The organism is Burkholderia sp. MSh2, from assembly GCF_000731655.1.
GTDB classification, from domain to species: Bacteria; Pseudomonadota; Gammaproteobacteria; order Burkholderiales; family Burkholderiaceae; genus Burkholderia; species Burkholderia paludis.
The window spans coordinates 1-17,159 of record NZ_JPGM01000023.1; the positions used below are offsets into that span (position 1 = coordinate 1).

Below are 17,159 nucleotides of genomic sequence, written 5' to 3' on the forward strand. Positions count from 1 at the left end.
CAATGGCAAGCTGCGCGACGAACTGCTGAATCGCGAGTGGTTCCGCAGCCGTGCTGAAGCCAGGGTGCTCATCGAGCCATGGCGTCAGTTCTACAACGAGAAGCGGCCGCATGGCGCCCATCGTTACCAACCTCCGGCCACGGTCCGTCGAGCCTGGCTGGAGTCCGATAATATCGACATGCGACTCACTGCTTACCTGGCTACAAAATCCCGCCGCAGGTCACTCACACCGCGTGATAGGTCCGGTACGTATTCGCGAAATCATTCGGCGCCGCGAAATTGATGAACGTCATCGTGACGGACGGATCGAGTCCCTCCACGTAGTGCCACCAGCCGATCGGCAGAAACAGCAGATCGCCGGGTTCGATCACGCACTCCAGCACCTGCACGTCCTTCAGCCGCTGAAAACGCTCATAGTCGAGCGCACTGCCGTCAACCTGCGAATAGCAATGGAGATCGTTGTACATCGCCGGCGTATCGAGCGACGACACGAGTCTCACCCGCTTGCGGCCGATCACCTGCGCCATGAAGTTGTTGGTCAGGTCGTGATGGAAGGGAGTCTTCGTCCCTGCGGGACCGAACCAGAAGAATCCGGTGTCCGGCGACGCCGGGTCGAGATACGGCTCGATCGGTGCAACGTCGTCCCATAGCGCTGCGAGCGCGACACGATTGTGCGATGTGTTGTTCGCGGTCATGTAGAAATCGTTCGTCGTGCCGCCGCGCTCCACGAGATCGACATAGTCGCCAAAGCGCATCGTCCTCTTGTGCTTCGGTTGATTGATTTCGTATTGAGCATCCGAATCGCGCCCGAACTGCACCTCGACCTCGCATTCGCCGCAGCGCGCGCGGAAATAATCGAAGCTCCATTTTGCGCGCGCCGGCCAGTCGTCGAACGCGCCGGTCAGGATCACGGGGCGGTTCGAGAAGTAATACCTGTCGAAGAACGCATCACGCGGCAGGCACGCGTACCGCTCGATGCGGTCGCCGTTCGTGCGCAACCGGGTCAATGCACTCTGGACGGACAACAGCCAGTCGCGCTTGCGCAACCGATCGCGCATGCGCGTTCCACCTTGCAGATACGGACTCGCCAGTGCCGCGCCGATCTCGCGTGCGGCATCGTCGGGCGTGAAGCCGTGCGACGCCAGCACCTGCAAGAGCGCGTCCGGCGTACCGTCCAGCAGCAGATTCTCGGCGATCCAGCGGCGCCAGTCGTCGTCGAACGGACGTGTCACGATCCTCTCCTCGTCATGTCGTCAATCGGTGCAGGCTCGACGCGCGAAACGCAGTCGACGGCGTGCGCCGGCCGGCATGTAGCCGTCGTGGGCGGCGGCGAGACGCCGGTCGCGCCATCGTGTCGTGCCCGCCGCCCTTTCAGCCCGAAGCAACCGGCTCGCCGTGCCGGCGCGCTGCCTATGCTCGCGCCGGTTCGCGCGGAGTCCTTCCCCCGGCGAACCGGCTGGGCTACCGTCAGGATGCCAAACCTCGTCAGAAGTGCTTCGTGAAGCCAAATGTCAGCAGGTTGTCGTGCATGTGCGTCGCGAACAGCCCTTGATAGTTCAGGTACAGGTTCCACGCCCCGGGCAACTCGGCCGTCAAGCGCGCTCCGACCGTTCCTGTGCTACGTCCGATGGGCGTTCCCGGCAGCACGAACTGCGTACCGTCCTGCGCAAGCACCGTGACCGCCGGTACGTTGCCGCGCGCGTCGTAGCGGTATCCGAGATCGAGGCTCGGCACGTACGTCACATTCCGGACCTCGAACGGATGCGAGAACGATACGGCCGCATAAGGCTGCAACGTCGTATACGTCGCAGCCTGCCCCGTCACGCCGAACGCCGGCGCCAGCGGGCTCGGATTCGCGACCGTTTCGCCGAATGCATCGAGCCGCTGATGCTGATACAGCACGCCGATGCGCGGCGTGATCAGCCATTGCGCGGCCGCGAGCGGCCAGGCTGCCTGCACGGCAGCGCCCGTCGTGCTGCCGCCCGGGTCCGACGATGCGTTGCCGATGCCGGTTGCGCGGTACATCGTGTAGCTGCTGTGCATGAAGTCGACCGTACCGGACAACACGAGCGGCCCCGCGTTCGCGAATCCATACAGACCGATGTGCGCATTGTCGGTCGAGCCGCCGCCGCCAGCCGAGTCGCTGCTGTTGATCCGGTTCACGCCGGCCTCGACGCCGAGATGCAGCCCAGTTTCGCCGATCGCTCGATCGACGCCGCCAAGCAGCCCGAAGCCGTTCGCATGCAGACGATCCATGCCGCTGATCACCGCATCCGAGCCGTTGGCCTGGAGCCATACCCCCGTCTGACACACCGCGCGTGCCGTGCTCTGCCCCGGAGCCCCCACGGCGCCGGCTCCGCATTGTGTGTTCATGCTGGTCAACCCGGCATCCAGCACCGTACTCAATGCTTGCTGGCCGACGAGATTGACGAGCCGCATCCGGTTCGCAAACAGGTCACCGTCTGCCGGTCCGACACGGGTTGACGTCGGTGTTGGCGTCGGTGTTGGCGTTGGCGTTGGCGTTGGCGTTGGCGTTGGCGTCGGCGTTGGCGTTGGCGTCGGCGTCGGCGTCGCCAGGACGAGATTCGCCTGCGTCGCGTTATAGGCAACCTGCGCATTCAGGTTCGTCGGCGTCGAGCCCGACGATTGCGTATTCGCGAACGTGCCGCTGACCGTCTTCGCCTGCACGAGCGTGTAGGTGGTCGCCGAATACGTGCCCGGCGCATAGACAAGACTCAGCGTGCCGCCCAGCTGCGCGGTGCCGCCGACCACCAGTTCCGACGCCTGCGTCGGTGTGACGTCGACCTGCAGCGTGCCGCCCGGGTTCTGCGTGTAGTTGCCGTTGATCGTCAGCACGCCGACCGATCCGCCCGGCCACACGGTGCCGTCGTTCAGCACGCTGCCGCCGATCGTGCCGTGGCCGCGCAGCGTCGCGCCGCTCAGCACGTCGACGTTGCCCGCGAGCGTCGCGCCGGCATGGCCGCTGTCGCCGATCTCGAGGGTGCCGGTGCCGACGGTCGTGCCGCCCGTGTACGTGTTGCTGCCGTTCAGGATCAGCGTGTTCGCACCGCTCTTCGTGAGCACGCCGGTACCCGAGATGTTGCCGCCGAACGTGACGTCGTCACTGCGGTTGAAGACGACGCTGGTGTTGTCGACGATATTGCCCACGATCGAGCCCGACGTATCGCCGTTGCCGATTTGCAGCACGCCGCTCGACACCGTGGTGCCGCCGGTATACGTGTTCGCACCCGTCAGCGTCATCGTGCCGCCGCCCGCGACCGTCACCGCTCCCGAGCCGGAAATCGTACCGCCAAAGCTGCCGTTGTCGCTGCGGTTGAACACGAGCGAACCGCTATCGACCACGTTTCCGGTGATCGAGCCGGTCGTGCCGCCGTTGCCGATCTGCAGCGTGCCCGCGCCGATCGTCGTGCCGCCGGTATACGCGTTCGCACCCGTCAGGATCAGCGTGCCGTTGTCAATCTTCGTCAGGCTGCCCGCGCCGCTCACGACGCCCGCGTAGGTCGCGCTCGCCGGGCTGTTCGCGTTGGCGCTGCCCTGGTCGAATACCACGCCCGGCGTCGCGCCCGACGCGGGCGCGAACGTCACGTTGCCTTGCAGCGACGTCGCATCGCCCTGCAGCACGCCGTTCGCGATCTGCCAGTTCTGGTTCGTCGCGCCGGTGCCAGTCAGCGTCCAGGTGCTGGTGCCCGTCTTCTCGAATGCGTTGAAACCGTAGTACGCCGGGCCGTTCGTCTTGTCGTAGCCGGTCGGCACGGTGCCGACGATGCGCGACACGTTGAACGTGCCGTTGCCGGTGCCGCCCGTCGCGGCGCTGTCGCCGCCGAGCACCAGCGTATCGCCGCCGTTGGTCGTGCCGCTCGTGCTGACGACGTTGCCGACGAAGCGGTAGCCGTTCTCGAGCGTCAGCGTATTGCCGCCGCCACTCAGGTCGACCGCGTCGACCTGCGGCGCGCCCGCATCGGAACTCGGCGTGCCGCCCTCGATCAGGCTCGCATTGACGATGCTCGCGCCGCCGGTGGCGACGACGCCGACCCCGGCCAGTCCGCCGGTCAGGCCGATCACGCGACTGTTGACGCCTGCACCGCCACTGATCGTCGCGCCGCCCGTGTTCGTGACGCTCGCGCCGTTCGCAAGCGACACGCCCACGCCGCCGATGCCGCTCGTGCCGCCGCCGGAATCGTCGCCGCCCGTGCCGCCGGCGATCAGCGCCGAAGCGCCGTTGTTCGCGAGCGTCGCCCCGGCGCCCGCCAGCACCACGCCCGCACCGCCCGTGCTGCCGGCCGCCCGGGTACCCGAATAGCTCGCCGCTTCGGCACCGCTGCCGCCCCGGATCGTCGCGCTATTGGAGAGCGTCGCGCCACCCGCGAGCATGGCGCCGGCGCCACCCGCGCCGGCATTGCCGGCATAAACACCGCCCGCGCCACCCGCGCCGCCCGCGATCGCGCCGGCCCCGGTATTCGTGGCGCTGGCGCCGCTGGCCAGCGCCAGCCCCGTTCCGCCCGCGCCGCCGCTGCCGAGCCCCGACGTATTCGCCGAAAACTGTTGGCCGCCTGCGCCGCCGGTGACGGTACCCGTGTTGTCGAGATGCGCGCTGCTCTCCAGCAGGATGCCGGTACCGCCCAGTCCGCCGGCCACGCCTGTCGCGGCCGTGCCGCGCCCCGCGTTGCCGCCGCTGACCGCGGCGCCGTTCGCGAACGTCGCATTGGCCGCCAGATCGACGCCGGTTCCACCTGCGCCCCCTTGGCCGCCGGCGCCGCTGCTGCCGCCCGCGCCGCCGCTGATGCCCGCTTTCGCGCCGCTGTTGACGAGATTGGCGCCGCTCGCAAGCGTCACGCCCGCGCCGCCGGCGCCGCCGGTGCCGCCCGTCGTGTCCTGGCCGGCCCCGGTATCGCCGCTGCCCGTGCCGCCGACGCCGCCGGCCACGGTCGCGCTGTTGTTCAGACTGCTGCCTGCGACGAGCGTCGCGCCGACGCCGCCCGCGCCGCCGACGACGCTGCCGTCGCCGCCCGCACCGCCGCGGATCGTCGCGCTGTTCTCGTTCGTCACGGTGGCGCCGCTGACGGTGGTCACGCCCGCACCGCCGCCCCCGCCGGTGTCGTTCGCGGCGCTTGCCGCGCCGCCGGTGCCGCCGACGACGAACGCGCTGTCGGTATTCGTCAGGCTGCTGCCGCTGCCCTGCAACTGGACACCAACGCCGCCGATGCCGCCCAGATCCCAGCCCGCGCCGCCCTTGCCGCCGAAGATCGTGCCGGGTTGAACCGATGTGTTGCCGCTCGCATCGGCCGCGTTGGTCACGCTCGCGTTGCCCGACAGGATCGCGCCGCTGCCGCCCGTCCCGGCGACGCAAGTCGAATAGCAGTTCGCCGCGCCGCCGCCCTGGATCGTGCCGTTGTTGGTCAGCACGCTGCCGCTTCCCATCGTGACGCCGTTGCCGCCGGTGCCTTGCGTGGCGCCCGCGCCGCCGCCGCCGCCGTCGATGGCGGCGGTGTAGCTATTGTTCGCCGTACTCCCGCTGCCGAGATCGACGCCGTCGCCGCCATTGCCGCCCGTGCCGCCGACGCCGTTGACCGTGATGCCGGTCCCGCCCTGCCGCCCGACGATCGAGCCGCCGTTGCTCAGCGTGAACCCAGTGCCGACCACGCCGCCGCCGCCGTTCCCGCCAAGGTAGCCGTCGCCGCCGATCCCGCCCTGGATCGTATTGGCCGCGGCGTTCGTGAAACTGGAGCCGCTCAGCGCGACGACGGCCGCACCGCCGCCGCCGCCGCCACCCACGCCGAGATTCGCCAAGCCGCCGCCCGCGCCGCCGCTCGCACTCGGCGCGCTGCCCAGCGCCCCGGGCGCGCCGTCGTTCGTGCCGGGACTGCTGCCGGCGCCCCCCGATCCCACCACGGTGGTCGTGCCGGACGTGCCGTTGCGGCCCGACGCGCCGATGATCGCCTGCGCCGACGCAGCGGTCGGTGCCCCCGCGACGAACCCCATCCACACGCTCGCCACGGCAAGCGCCACCGCGCGCCGCCGCAACGGCAGACCCGACGGCCTCGCCCGCGACGACGATGCCTCCTGGCCGCCAACTTTGTGCGTGCGTGCCAGCTCCGACGCAACCTGCAGCATTCCCGATGCGCGGCTGCGAACTACCCTGTAGATCCGGTTCATCTGCTGTCCTTTTTTTGAACCTGTCGTCGCATGTCGGCGACGACAACACGACACCCCTACCTCACGCGGCAAACGTCAGGTTTGCGTTTTCCAGGCGGGATTCAACCAGTCCTTTCGATATGGATTCCTAAAAACATTTCATGAAAGAGAGATTCCGAAGCGATGTTCCTGTAGCTATGGAAACTTCATGGCGCGAGCCTCGGATTCCACCCGTCGCCATCAAATAGGTACGGCATTTTTTGATCGCCAATGAGAAAAAGTGATTAGCGTTTCAGATGAAAATTTCTAATAAATTTAAATTGTATAAATTATTTTTTAATCAAACAAAATCTACTCGCTACCCCACCCGAATTTAATCGATGAAAAGCAGCACCCTTTACTCGCATGGACTCCGCACAACCGCCAAGTCTGCCTACCGTCGGCCACCGCCGTTGGCAAGACGCGCGCAACCCCGCAGCATCTCGGCCTGAACCCCCTCGATATTAAGTTATTTCATCAAGATAAAGGGTGGATTCGCATCCACAAAAAGTGGATTTCCATGCCAATTTTGATTAATTGAAAATCATACGCCTACCTTTCCATCGTCACGGCTTGAGATTATCAATAAGCACGTTGAAATTACAAAACGAAAGAAAAATCCTTTCGACCCGGCAACGCATGAAGCCGGCATCGCTATTCGGCCCCCCCACTGCACGCTCCATCCGGCCAGGCGATCCATCTGATCGAGCCGCCCGCCATGGGGATCGTCCGACAGATGACGCACGCGCCCCACTGTTTCGCTCGGCGGGTGGCCGAACTCGGCCTTGAGCGACCTGTAAAAGTATTTCCTGTCGGAAAAGCCATGACTCTATGGCTATCTCCGCGATGCGGACGCGCAGTCGACTGAGGTCGGACGGAATTCGTGGAGCCCAACGGGCTAAGCAGCGAGCCGATTCAGAAATAAGCGCTGCATGAACGCGACAGGCGATGGGTAGTTCAGACGCGCCTGCGCGTTGCCGGTTGTAGAAGATTTCGATGTACTCGCTGATCGCAAAGCGAAGCAAGCTCCGACGCGGACCAAATGGGCATCTCAAGAAAGCAGTGATCAGCCATTTGCGTCGCCTCCAAAAATCACCCAAACACATCGCTTGCTACTTCATGCATAAACCAATCCGCCATGCGGCTTGATTCAAGATCATGCATTGCTGATCAATATCGACTCTCTCGGATCGTCGCCTATTGAATTCGTTGAGGCAGGCTGCAGCCGGAATAGTAGACGTGACAATTCTGATATCCCGATTTGGTACAAATCTCCATGCCAGATTGAATCGCTTTATCTAAGCTTGGGCCCGAGGCTACGGCATAGCCGGTCGTACTTCCGATCAGGGCGCCGCAGCCATTCCGGTACGCACTTCCAATTTTGCATGTAGATCCGTGTTTCGATTGGCAATCCGCGAGTGCTGCCTGCTCTGCCTCAGCCTTGCTCCCCATGTTGGTGGCAACCCCAAGGCTACTGGTGGGCTCATAAACCGCAATCGCCCCCCAGTAGTCGATCCATCGCTCTGGCGGCGGCCCCGGGGCGCGCTGCGATGACCGACTATTGTCCGGAGCGCAGGCGCTTAAATCATTGCCAATGGCAGCCGGAGAGGTACCGGGCGGGCAGGCTTGCGCGTGAGCGATCGTCGTAACGACATTGGCTGCGGCACCAACGATCAAAGTGATGAAAAAAGCATGCAACTTCATGAGGCCCGTCCAAAGTGACAAGCGATGCGGCGTTCGGTTACCTGTTTGACTGCCTCGATCTTGAACTCATCCGTGTACCGCCTTGCCGCTCATCCTGACCTCCTCGGTTGCCAAAAATCATGGCTCGAAGATGTCTACGAAAAACTGGTCGGTCCACCGCGGGTTTTTGTCCGCTGCCACCCGGGCGGCGTATCAGGGTGCTGGAGCGTTCACGACTACCTGCTCATCTGCTGTCTCTGGCGTTGCTGGTCTGCCAGTATGGATGTCATTTCCTGAAGGGCTTTTGGACCTGAGACCTGGTAGTTCTTTGCAGTACCTGATTGACAGAGATTTTGTCCATTGAGGGCAATACAGGGGTCCGAGTCTCCCCGCTGAACCCATGCCCCTTTCGACCAGGAACCCGCGGCCAAACCGGCCGTACCGGAACGCATCTGAGCGTCGAGCATTTCATGGTTCAGTGCATCGTACCGCTGCATCCACGCCCGCGCTCTCGCCTGATCCTGCGCGGCCACGATGGCCTGTGCTTCGGGCATCATCCTCGCCATCTGGATGTCCAGATCGACCACCTTCTGCGGGGACGAACCATCCTTCACCGCGGCCCTGTCATTGTTGATTCGTCTTGCCCAGAGAGGGTCTGAGATATTGTCGGTCGGGTCGGTATCGCTCTCATGCACAAAACTGTCTCGATGCGAATGGACAAGCCCGTTTCGCGCCATATCGTCGCAACCGGCCAACAGCGTCGCAGCCAGCAGAAACGCTGAGACACTCATGACCCTTCCCGTGTTCTGGGATATCCGCAATCGAAGCTCTCTCGCCGGATGAACGGTCGCACCTTGATACATTCCACTCTCCAAAAAGTCTGCGGAGGATTCGACGAATGCCCGCGTGTCCTGGCATGGATCGACTCCGTGCCTGCAAACTTAACCGAGGCATGTCAACTGTCCAGGACCGCGCCGGCATCCACCATTCCCGGTACGCCTTGATGCCTCGCCTACCGCGAGCGCCCAGACGACGCGGACATCCATTTATTTTCCAATATCAAGGCGTTCTACGCGACCCACTATTCAAGGAGCATTGGAACTATGATAAAAACCTTTGCATCCGCCTTGCAGGAAATTCTCTTTTGTCTCGAAATGAGTGATGATTCCCTTCGAATCCGCATTAATTATCATCGTACATTCCATTGTGCCCGTATGTTGCTCATACTGATTAGTCGTAACCAACGTCCCTCCAGGTGCCCCGCCAGCCACCAACTGAGTATTGGTACCAGTTAACAGGCCATAGCTGTAATTTTGCCCAAAAGGCCATATGTAGGCGGTCGTTCCATCCTCGGCATGCCTAATCCCACCGGTAGGCCTCCCCCATTTCGCCAGGGCCTCGCTAATCGGGCGACCGGTCCAGTGACTGTTGGCGATAGCTTCCTGCAGCGTGATCAAATGACCATCTGCTGCGCAGCCGGACAACATCAGAAAACATCCGCCTGCAAGCGAAACGACCAAACCGCGCAAAATAGTAATTTTCTTTGGCACATCAGAAGCAAAATATTTAAACATAAATATGATATTCATTGCCTTCCTTCCCCATCCACGCACCGTGCAAATCAAATAAGAAAAACACCTCAAAACCCTTCGATGTCCGTCACCCTTCTCCGCGCGCTCCCAGCCATTTCGGGAGTAATGGGGAAGCGACCTGTTCGTGGCTTGCCGTGGGAACTGCTTTACGGTTTCTTTCTCGCGCAAACTCGACGGCCTCCCGAGGCATACAGCCAAAGCGCACGCGAAACGCTCGACTAAAATATTTTTCGTCGTTAAATCCATGGCGCAGGGCCACATCTGCAATACGCTCTCTCGGCATGTCCGGATCAGAAAGCACGTCGTACGCCCGCTCCAGCCGCTGCTGCTGAACGTGGCGCATGATCCCGCCGTGCCCTGCAAAGAGCTTGTAGAGTCTCGCCCGCGATACGCCCAGTGCCGCGCTGATCACATCCGGCGACAAGTCCGATCGCATCAGATTCGTCTCGATGAACTGACGTGCCCGCCGGATCAACGCCACGTTGATTTCCGATTCAGCCTCGCTCAATGTGTCAGGTGAGCGCATCAGTGCGGCTCTCAATAGATTGTTGGTGGCACGGGTCACGTATGGAACGGCTTCGCTGCTTAACTGGTCGATATTAGCCATCAGGGAGAGCAGATGGTCTTTTAGAATGGCGCCAATCGCCGGATCAAGGATGTCGCCGTACCGCTTGAGATCCAGCGATTGGAATAGATCCCGCGGAATCACCAAACCAATGGTGTCACCGGCCGTCACCATGCAGTCAAACGGCCTGTTCATATCGAACAGGTAGAGGCCGCCTGCGCGAACGCATCCCGTCGAATGTGCCCACTCGCCGACCGCTCCCCCCGTCAACTGCAGCACCAGATGGTAGTGATCGATCTGATCGCTTCGAATCTTTTTGGTGTTCCGTACCGTTCGGTAATGAACCAGTTGCTCCGGCAGAAGCCAGCGGCGGCCCGCAAGCACGAACGGTCCGAATCGGGTGGCATTGAATTCCGCATCGAACGACACGGTCGCATTGTCGGGCCGTTCGTACTCGCACGTCGAAATCGCCGCGGCCCATGCATCAAACCGTTGCTCTCCCGGCTCATCAACGGTCGTAAATCGATACACATCCAGAGGGGAACCGTTAGGCATGACCGACGTTTACGTGCAAAGAATGCAGACAAAGTACCCAGAACGATGTGATCGCAGATTGGCTTACTGAAAATACGATCACAGCGATTCCTTTTCATGAGAATGAACAGCGCGCACAGACCGATGCCGCCATACACGACCCGTAATGACCGCCGAATTTCCATCACCGCATTGCCCATTACAGGGCGAGAATTTAACTCCGAGATGTTTTTAATGAAATAGGCTCGTCAGAGTCTGGCAATATCATTTCCCGAAAAACAGCAAGGTTGCCCAGTTGCTCGTATGTTGGGATGTAGAAGCATTGCCGGACGGATTGCCTCCGGAGGATGTACAGGAATTTAATCCTTGATCAACGATGATATTCTTGGCATCAATGACCAAAAACACACGACATTTATCGGCCACCGTCTCGTAGTCCCCGTTTGGACTGGAAATCTGCTCCTCCGTGCCGTTTGGCCCCGGCGTCGTGCCAACTATATGCGATCCACCAGTCGGGACGAATTGCTTGCTTGCCGTTCCTGTTGGAACATTGTTCCAAAATGAAATGTCTTCGACCCACTCGATGTATTTTTTTGTAAACGCCCCAGATTCCCGGCCATATACAGTGTAGGCAGCAGTGATGTTTTTTTCCCATTAACTCATTTTTTTGAGAAAACGGATTATCATCGAATGCAGAGCAACCCGCTAAAAGCGCAACACCAGCGATTGACATAGCGCTGCCTCAGCCTGACCCGGTGATCACTATCGATTTTGCAAGCAATATTGGCAGAAAATACAATTCCTCAACTCACTGACCAATCGAAATGGCAATCACGGACCGACGCGTATTCAATGCGTATACTCGATGTCCTCAATGAGTTGAGAAAAAAGGAAAAACGTTTCTTGCATGAGTCTCTGGATAGTACAACAACGTCATGCGCAGATGGGTGGATAGGCGTCTATAGTTGGTGGATTCTTGTTTTGCCAGAACACCAATGAGACGCTGTCGATCGAGCGCTACCCCTGCGGCTCTCATGGATTATTACAAGTTGGAAAGCAATCAGAAATCCTTTCAAGAGTGTAAATACTTTCGGTCGCTATACCGAAGCGTGCCGACGGCATCTGCGGAAGGCATGTGTCACGGAGGTCGTAAGAGATGCTTTCATGTGCGACGCGTGTCGCCGTCCGCTGGACGTAATCGGCAACGTAGTGGATGGCAAAGCTCTTCTCTGCCTTGTCGGACTCAACAACCCGAAGATCGGAGATTGAAACTGTGGCCTGCTGTACGACCGGCAGCTGCCTACCCAGACGCGCGCGACTGGTGACGGCCGGGCTCCATGCTCCAGCGACAACGTACCCTTCCTATGGGCGGTCCACCGGGCGACCGGGCAGGGATCGACGGTGCCAGCAGCCGCGAGGTGTTGGGGGCCAGGCAAATTCGATATCGCTCGGATTTGTTGATCGAGGCTGCCAGAAGGGCTCTGCAAAGTTAGCAGGTTGTTGAATTACCTCAATTGGAGCAAGGGAAATCTGGTTTTCATGGGTACCTTTTCCCTTTGCCGGGGTGGCGAGCGCGTCATATAGGCCATTCCGGGAGGTCGCACTTTTCGAGCGACACCCGCCAAAATAGTATTTCAACAGCCTGTGAACGGAAGTGGGAAATTGCAAGCCAGCCGAGCCGCTCACAGCTTGTCGCACTCCGTCAGGGAGCTTTCCCGCGCCAACTTGAGTGCCTGCATTCGTTCCCTCGCTTCCGCTGGCGTGTATCCGAACTCTGCCTTGAACACTCTATAGAAATATTTCTCGTCGCTGAAACCGTAGTTCAAAGCAACTTCCTTGATCCTCTGCGAACCGCGTACCGACTCCGACAACGCACGATGAATCAGAGCGAGTCGCTTGCGACGAACTTCGCGCATAACGCCGCCGGTGCTCTCGAACAACTGATAGAGCTTCGCTCGAGACAACCCGACATCTCGACAAATACGCGCAATATCAAGATCGCCATCAAGCATGTGATCGTCGATATAGCGCCCGACTCGCGCCAGAAGCAACTCGCGGATCGGCACGTCAGCCTGCCTTAGATTGTCTTGCGAAGGTGTAATGCCGGCCATCAGCAGATGAGTCGTTGCTTGCACAACATGCGGAATATCGTCGACCGTCATTCTCGACAGATTCCTGAAGAGCGATTGCAAGTGATCGCACAGCAATACTCCAGCGGCCGATACAAGCGACTGGCCATGCAATGTTTCGGTCGAAGCAGGCAGCGTTTCACGCGGCACAATCAGCGAGACGGCATTCCCCATCGTGCCCAGGCATTCGATCGACTGAGAGGCGTCCGTCATGTATAGCTCGTACGGCTGCTTTCGTCCCTCACCTGCCTCAGTTCGCCACTCGACGCTGTTGGTAGCTTGGTATGTGAAGTAGTAAAAATCTGCACCATCACGAAGACGCTTGGTATCGCGTTTCGCCCGATACTTGCTGCGTCGCGTTGGGTCATGCCAAGTCCGGCCACCAACAAATAATGGCCCTACCGACGCGCCATCGTAGCGGGCTTCAAAGGGCGCACTACGATCGTCCTCCCGCGAGAAATCGACAACCTGACTAAGCAAGGCCCACGCGTCGAGCTGCTCGCCAACAGGGGCGTCGAGCGTCGAGAAGTGCACAAGATCAATTTGTCTGGTATCCATATGCATTCGGTACACGATCAGGCGACATGGATATGCGATCGCGATAGATGGCGATCGCAGTCGCGGTAGGTGCCCGGAGCATCGTGACGCGCACGCGTCCAAATAGCGGGAACAACAGCATCATATCCATGATCGGTTTTCCCGCTACGCGGATTATGCGCTTTCGATTTCGATGATGTCCAGCCAGATTACATCGTCGAATATGGGCCCCCATGCTTCGCCGGTCGGCCAACTGGAGACGTGCCACGTTTTGTATCGTTAATAGATGCGTAACGCGCGCGTGTCGTCTCTCGTGACATCCGCGCACAATGCCAGCGTCAGTTGCACCGGACCACTTCCCCAATAGCCCCACGCGAAACCGGTCGGATCGGTCCAGAATTCCTAAAGCGGATCAATGACACTCTGCTCACCGACAGCGACCAGCGCACCGCCAACATTTCCAAGCCGGCCTGCAACAGGTCCATCCCAAGTAGATTCGAGCCCATGCTCCCGAAGTCGGTGTTGCTCAGGCCCAGCCCATCGTCGACGCCCTGCGTCAAGCCCGACACCGCCCCGGCTTCCAGCCTGCTCTCTTCCGGACCTCGTCTCAACCAGAACCGTAGACGTTCCCCGAGACAACAGCCCACGGCGACGCAGCGTCGTCGTCGGCATGATCGGCAACGCTGCTGCAATACCCCTGGGATTCATCTTTCCGTTATCCCTCCACTAGTCCTGCTTCGTTTTTAGAGATGCCGCGCTCGAGCTAGAATCCGGGGTGGAAGGGGCAGAGCTACCGTTACCGCCCGTATATTTGAGCGATTCAATCTCCTTCGGGGCCGTTTCGGGATCATCGAGTGACGGGGTGATGTGACCAACCAGAACCCCCATGCTGATTGATGTTCTTACGTATTTCGTTTCACCCGCATGGAGCGTGAAATCGACGGAGCGGGTTACTTCGGTTTTGGTCGATACCGTATAGCTTCCCGGGGGTTCGTCAACGTAAAAGAAGCCACCAGAAACAGAACGCCCAACAACCTGCTCGTTGAGCTTGATCTCAGGTTGAATCATCGCTCCACCGAACGATTCGGAACGAAAAAAATAGACTCGCCCATGGTCGGCGGCCAGTGTAGGAATGGAAGCAGCAACATCCTTGTATTGCGGGCCAGTTGCGCAACCCGCCACAAGAAGAGTTGACATTCCTGCGAGCACGATCTTTCTTAATTTATTACCCATACTATTCTCCATTTCAAATAATTGAAATTTAACTGCCAACGAATATAACGAAATTATCGCGATCACCAACGCCATAGAGCACAAAACCGATTCGCGTCCGGGTTCGTCTCACTGCTGCTGTCCGAGCGATGGTTCAATGCCAGCGCTGAGGGCTACTCTACTCTTGCAAGAGGTGTGATACATCTATATGCATTTGATCTCCGCAATGAATCAATAAATTCCCACCTTCAGTGGAAACGGGAATTTTATATTCATTTATAAAATCAACCAAAACTTCTAAGGCAACGCCAAATTCACCCACCTCAATGTACTCACGAATGAATTCATGCCTTTCGGTTGGCAAACTTCCTTTTATATCGCTTAAAACTGACCGAAGCATATTTTGAATTTCCATGACAGTGTCTCAATAGCCCGGGTAAGCCCCCCTTACTAGCGGGTTGGAAGATGACTTTTATCGTAACGCCGTTGTATATGCCAATCACAACAAATGTGGGCGGGCTGCCAGCATTAGTAGCGAGAGACTCAGCCGGACCAGTTTGCTGCACAACCGTAGAGCTTGGATAAAAAGTTATTTGGAATCACAAAGCTGGAATATCTCGATCCACCTCGGCTTGAACAAGCGTCTAAAGAACAATGCGCTGCGCCACCTCGCGCGCGCGGATGCGCTTACTGTAGTCGGTTCCGGCCCCGGAGATTGTCAATTCTTCTCCGGTAATTTTTACGGTTTCCTAACTACCCTGCCGTCTTAACTCTCGTCATGGGAGTGGCGAGTAAGCGCTCGTTTTGCTTTTTTGCCCGATGGTCTTCGCCTGCTTCTCGGACGCCGGGCGTAAAAAAGCCAGCTCCAAGGCTGGCTGCTCATTGACGAATCGCGTTTTACGCCCCGTCACCGGTTTCGATCCACGTCGGCGCGCTATGCTGTACGCTCCCTCACCCGTTCGACCGTCGATCCATGCTCATCCGCGAACATGGCGATTTCGTCCGCCTGATCCGCTCCGAACGCATCCCCGACACGACCCGCTCCCGTCAGATCGTCGTCGGCACTTTTCGTCGCGCGCACGGCCCCACTCAGGCCCTGCTCAACGCCCTTTCCGACGACGAGCGCGATTCGCTCTCCCGATGGCTGTCCGTGCCAAACCCGGCACCATGAACCAAGACGTCCTGAGGACGGCCCTGCAAGCGCTCGTCAACGACGCTTCCGCCCGCTCCAAGATCGCTCGCCTGCGCGAGCTGCTGCCCGCCATCGAAGAGGCCAAACGCGCCGGCGTCAGGCTATCGTCGACGCGCTCAACCATCACGGCTTCGCGCTCTCGCTCAAGTCCTTCGAGATGATGCTGTATCGGCTACGCCAGTGAACACCATGTGGTGCAATCTGCACCACGCCGCAAAGCCTTGCTGCGCTTGGCTTTCAGACCGATTGAAAGGTTCGGACGCCAGCTCGCCACATGTTTTCGTGCACCGCATCAAACCCAATACCGGCAAAGCTTGCAGCCAGATCGGCACGCGGTTTGGTACGTGCGTCATATCTGTGCCATTTCAAGGGGAGATTTCGATGACGAACCGCGACCAGCAATCGCGCAATTCCACGGCCGCACGATGAACATCGCGCAATTGCCGATACCTGGCTGCGGCACGCGATCGACGGAATTCGGCAAATGCACGGAGACGAGGGCGTGCGCCGCGAGGTGGCGAGGGGAATTTTCTAGCGGGCGGGGGTACACCTCGCGGCCGACGACGAATCGAGCAATTCAGCAACAGCGCCGTCACGCTCGCCGACGCCATAAAGCACAAACCCGGCTCGCGGTCGGGTTCGTCTCATTACTGCTGTCCGGGCAATAACCGGCGCAAGCCTATCCTGCCTCATGAGGGGCAGTAACTTCCAAGATTGTTCCATCGGCGAAGTTACCCATGTCCCACAAGGCAAACTGCGCACCGGGTATCAACATATCTTTGACGAGGTTCAGGTATAAGAATTTGATTGGAATGTCAGCCGTACATCCCGGCGACAAGCTGATCCCGACCTGATTCAATAGCAACCGGCAGTCGAACAGTTCCCCGTTGACCGAAAACGGACATCGATACTGTATAGGCGGAATCGTAACCGATTTCCCACCTGCATCCGTCGGATACATCGTTACTCTGGAGATGATATCTGGTGTAACGATCTTGATCATGGCCGAAACGGTGGTATCGGGAAATAGTTATGAATTGTCGGAGTGAGTCCCGGCAACAGGTTATTTGGAATCACAAAAGCTGGAATACCTCGATCCACGTCGGCTTGAACACCTGGCAATTGCAAAATGCTGCCCACCTGCTCAGGCGCTTCGCCCCCGAGACCCCCGAACATCGCGCGCAGCAGCGTACATTGCGAACGCCACAAACAACAAACCCGGCCGAAGCCGGGTCTCGTTTTGCGCGCTGCCCGGTTAATTGGGCCCGCTGGCCTATCCTGCCATGGGGGGAGATTTTGTACGTCTCCCAAAGAGGGCTCATTCGTCGACGTCAGCGATGACTTTCAATATTTCGCCTTTGGCGATTGTTCGACGCTCCCACAAACTAAACAATACGCCCGGGTGAAGATATTTTTTTATCAAATCTGGACATAAGAATTTGATTGGCACAATCACCGTATCGCCCGGAGCAATGGCCCCATGCTGATCCAGCAAGAGGCGACAGTCAAAGTAAGCGTTAACA

Annotated in this window: 11 protein-coding genes and 3 pseudogenes; 2 read left to right on the forward strand and 12 right to left on the reverse strand. The window is 59.4% G+C overall.

What is annotated here, in order from left to right:
• A pseudogene (locus tag GQ57_RS39425) lies at window positions 1-193 on the forward strand (integrase core domain-containing protein); the annotation flags it as partial.
• Between the two features lie 31 nt (window positions 194-224).
• On the opposite strand, the gene GQ57_RS15320 reads toward GQ57_RS39425, so the two are convergent.
• The 11 genes and pseudogenes from GQ57_RS15320 to GQ57_RS41685 form a co-directional block, all read right to left on the reverse strand.
• The gene (locus GQ57_RS15320; RefSeq protein ID WP_031403701.1) at window positions 225-1,232 is read right to left on the reverse strand and encodes a cupin-like domain-containing protein; all 1,008 of its coding nucleotides are present in this window, start codon (window positions 1,230-1,232) and stop codon (window positions 225-227) included.
• Between the two features lie 253 nt (window positions 1,233-1,485).
• The gene (locus GQ57_RS15325; protein ID WP_081896663.1) at window positions 1,486-6,174 is read right to left on the reverse strand and encodes an autotransporter-associated beta strand repeat-containing protein; all 4,689 of its coding nucleotides are present in this window, start codon (window positions 6,172-6,174) and stop codon (window positions 1,486-1,488) included.
• Between the two features lie 916 nt (window positions 6,175-7,090).
• Window positions 7,091-7,223: pseudogene (locus GQ57_RS41675) on the reverse strand (IS3 family transposase); the annotation flags it as partial.
• A 166-nt stretch (window positions 7,224-7,389) separates the two neighbouring features.
• The gene (locus GQ57_RS44355) at window positions 7,390-7,896 is read right to left on the reverse strand and encodes a DUF4189 domain-containing protein (RefSeq protein WP_075123092.1); all 507 of its coding nucleotides are present in this window, start codon (window positions 7,894-7,896) and stop codon (window positions 7,390-7,392) included.
• Window positions 7,897-8,111: 215 nt separating this feature from the next.
• A complete protein-coding gene (locus GQ57_RS15335; RefSeq protein WP_031403135.1) occupies window positions 8,112-8,666 on the reverse strand; it encodes a hypothetical protein in 555 nt (184 codons plus the stop codon).
• A gap of 294 nt (window positions 8,667-8,960) precedes the next feature.
• Window positions 8,961-9,464 (reverse strand): hypothetical protein, encoded by a 504-nt coding sequence (locus tag GQ57_RS41680; protein ID WP_152601948.1) that lies wholly within the window; start codon window positions 9,462-9,464, stop codon window positions 8,961-8,963.
• A 70-nt stretch (window positions 9,465-9,534) separates the two neighbouring features.
• Window positions 9,535-10,587 carry a helix-turn-helix domain-containing protein gene (locus GQ57_RS15340; RefSeq protein ID WP_034198279.1) on the reverse strand — a complete coding sequence of 351 codons (1,053 nt, stop codon included), beginning with the start codon at window positions 10,585-10,587 and terminating at the stop codon, window positions 9,535-9,537.
• A 1,661-nt stretch (window positions 10,588-12,248) separates the two neighbouring features.
• Complete coding sequence (locus GQ57_RS15345; protein ID WP_160257524.1) at window positions 12,249-13,253, reverse strand: helix-turn-helix transcriptional regulator; 1,005 nt, start codon at window positions 13,251-13,253, stop codon at window positions 12,249-12,251.
• A gap of 258 nt (window positions 13,254-13,511) precedes the next feature.
• Window positions 13,512-13,610, reverse strand: a pseudogene (locus tag GQ57_RS44360) (DUF6166 domain-containing protein); the annotation flags it as partial.
• A 348-nt stretch (window positions 13,611-13,958) separates the two neighbouring features.
• On the reverse strand, window positions 13,959-14,540 hold the full coding sequence (locus GQ57_RS39435; RefSeq protein ID WP_235212819.1) for a DUF2846 domain-containing protein: 582 nt from the start codon (window positions 14,538-14,540) through the stop codon (window positions 13,959-13,961).
• An 82-nt stretch (window positions 14,541-14,622) separates the two neighbouring features.
• On the reverse strand, window positions 14,623-14,859 hold the full coding sequence (locus GQ57_RS41685) for a MafI family immunity protein (RefSeq protein WP_152601950.1): 237 nt from the start codon (window positions 14,857-14,859) through the stop codon (window positions 14,623-14,625).
• Window positions 14,860-15,417: 558 nt separating this feature from the next.
• Here GQ57_RS41685 and GQ57_RS15350 point away from each other — a divergent pair.
• Window positions 15,418-15,615, forward strand: a complete 198-nt coding sequence (locus tag GQ57_RS15350; RefSeq protein WP_031403138.1) for a hypothetical protein — start codon at window positions 15,418-15,420, stop codon at window positions 15,613-15,615.
• Between the two features lie 700 nt (window positions 15,616-16,315).
• On the opposite strand, the gene GQ57_RS41690 is transcribed toward GQ57_RS15350, so the two are convergent.
• A complete protein-coding gene (locus GQ57_RS41690; RefSeq protein WP_152601951.1) occupies window positions 16,316-16,639 on the reverse strand; it encodes a hypothetical protein in 324 nt (107 codons plus the stop codon).
• Window positions 16,640-17,159: the final 520 nt, after the last annotated feature.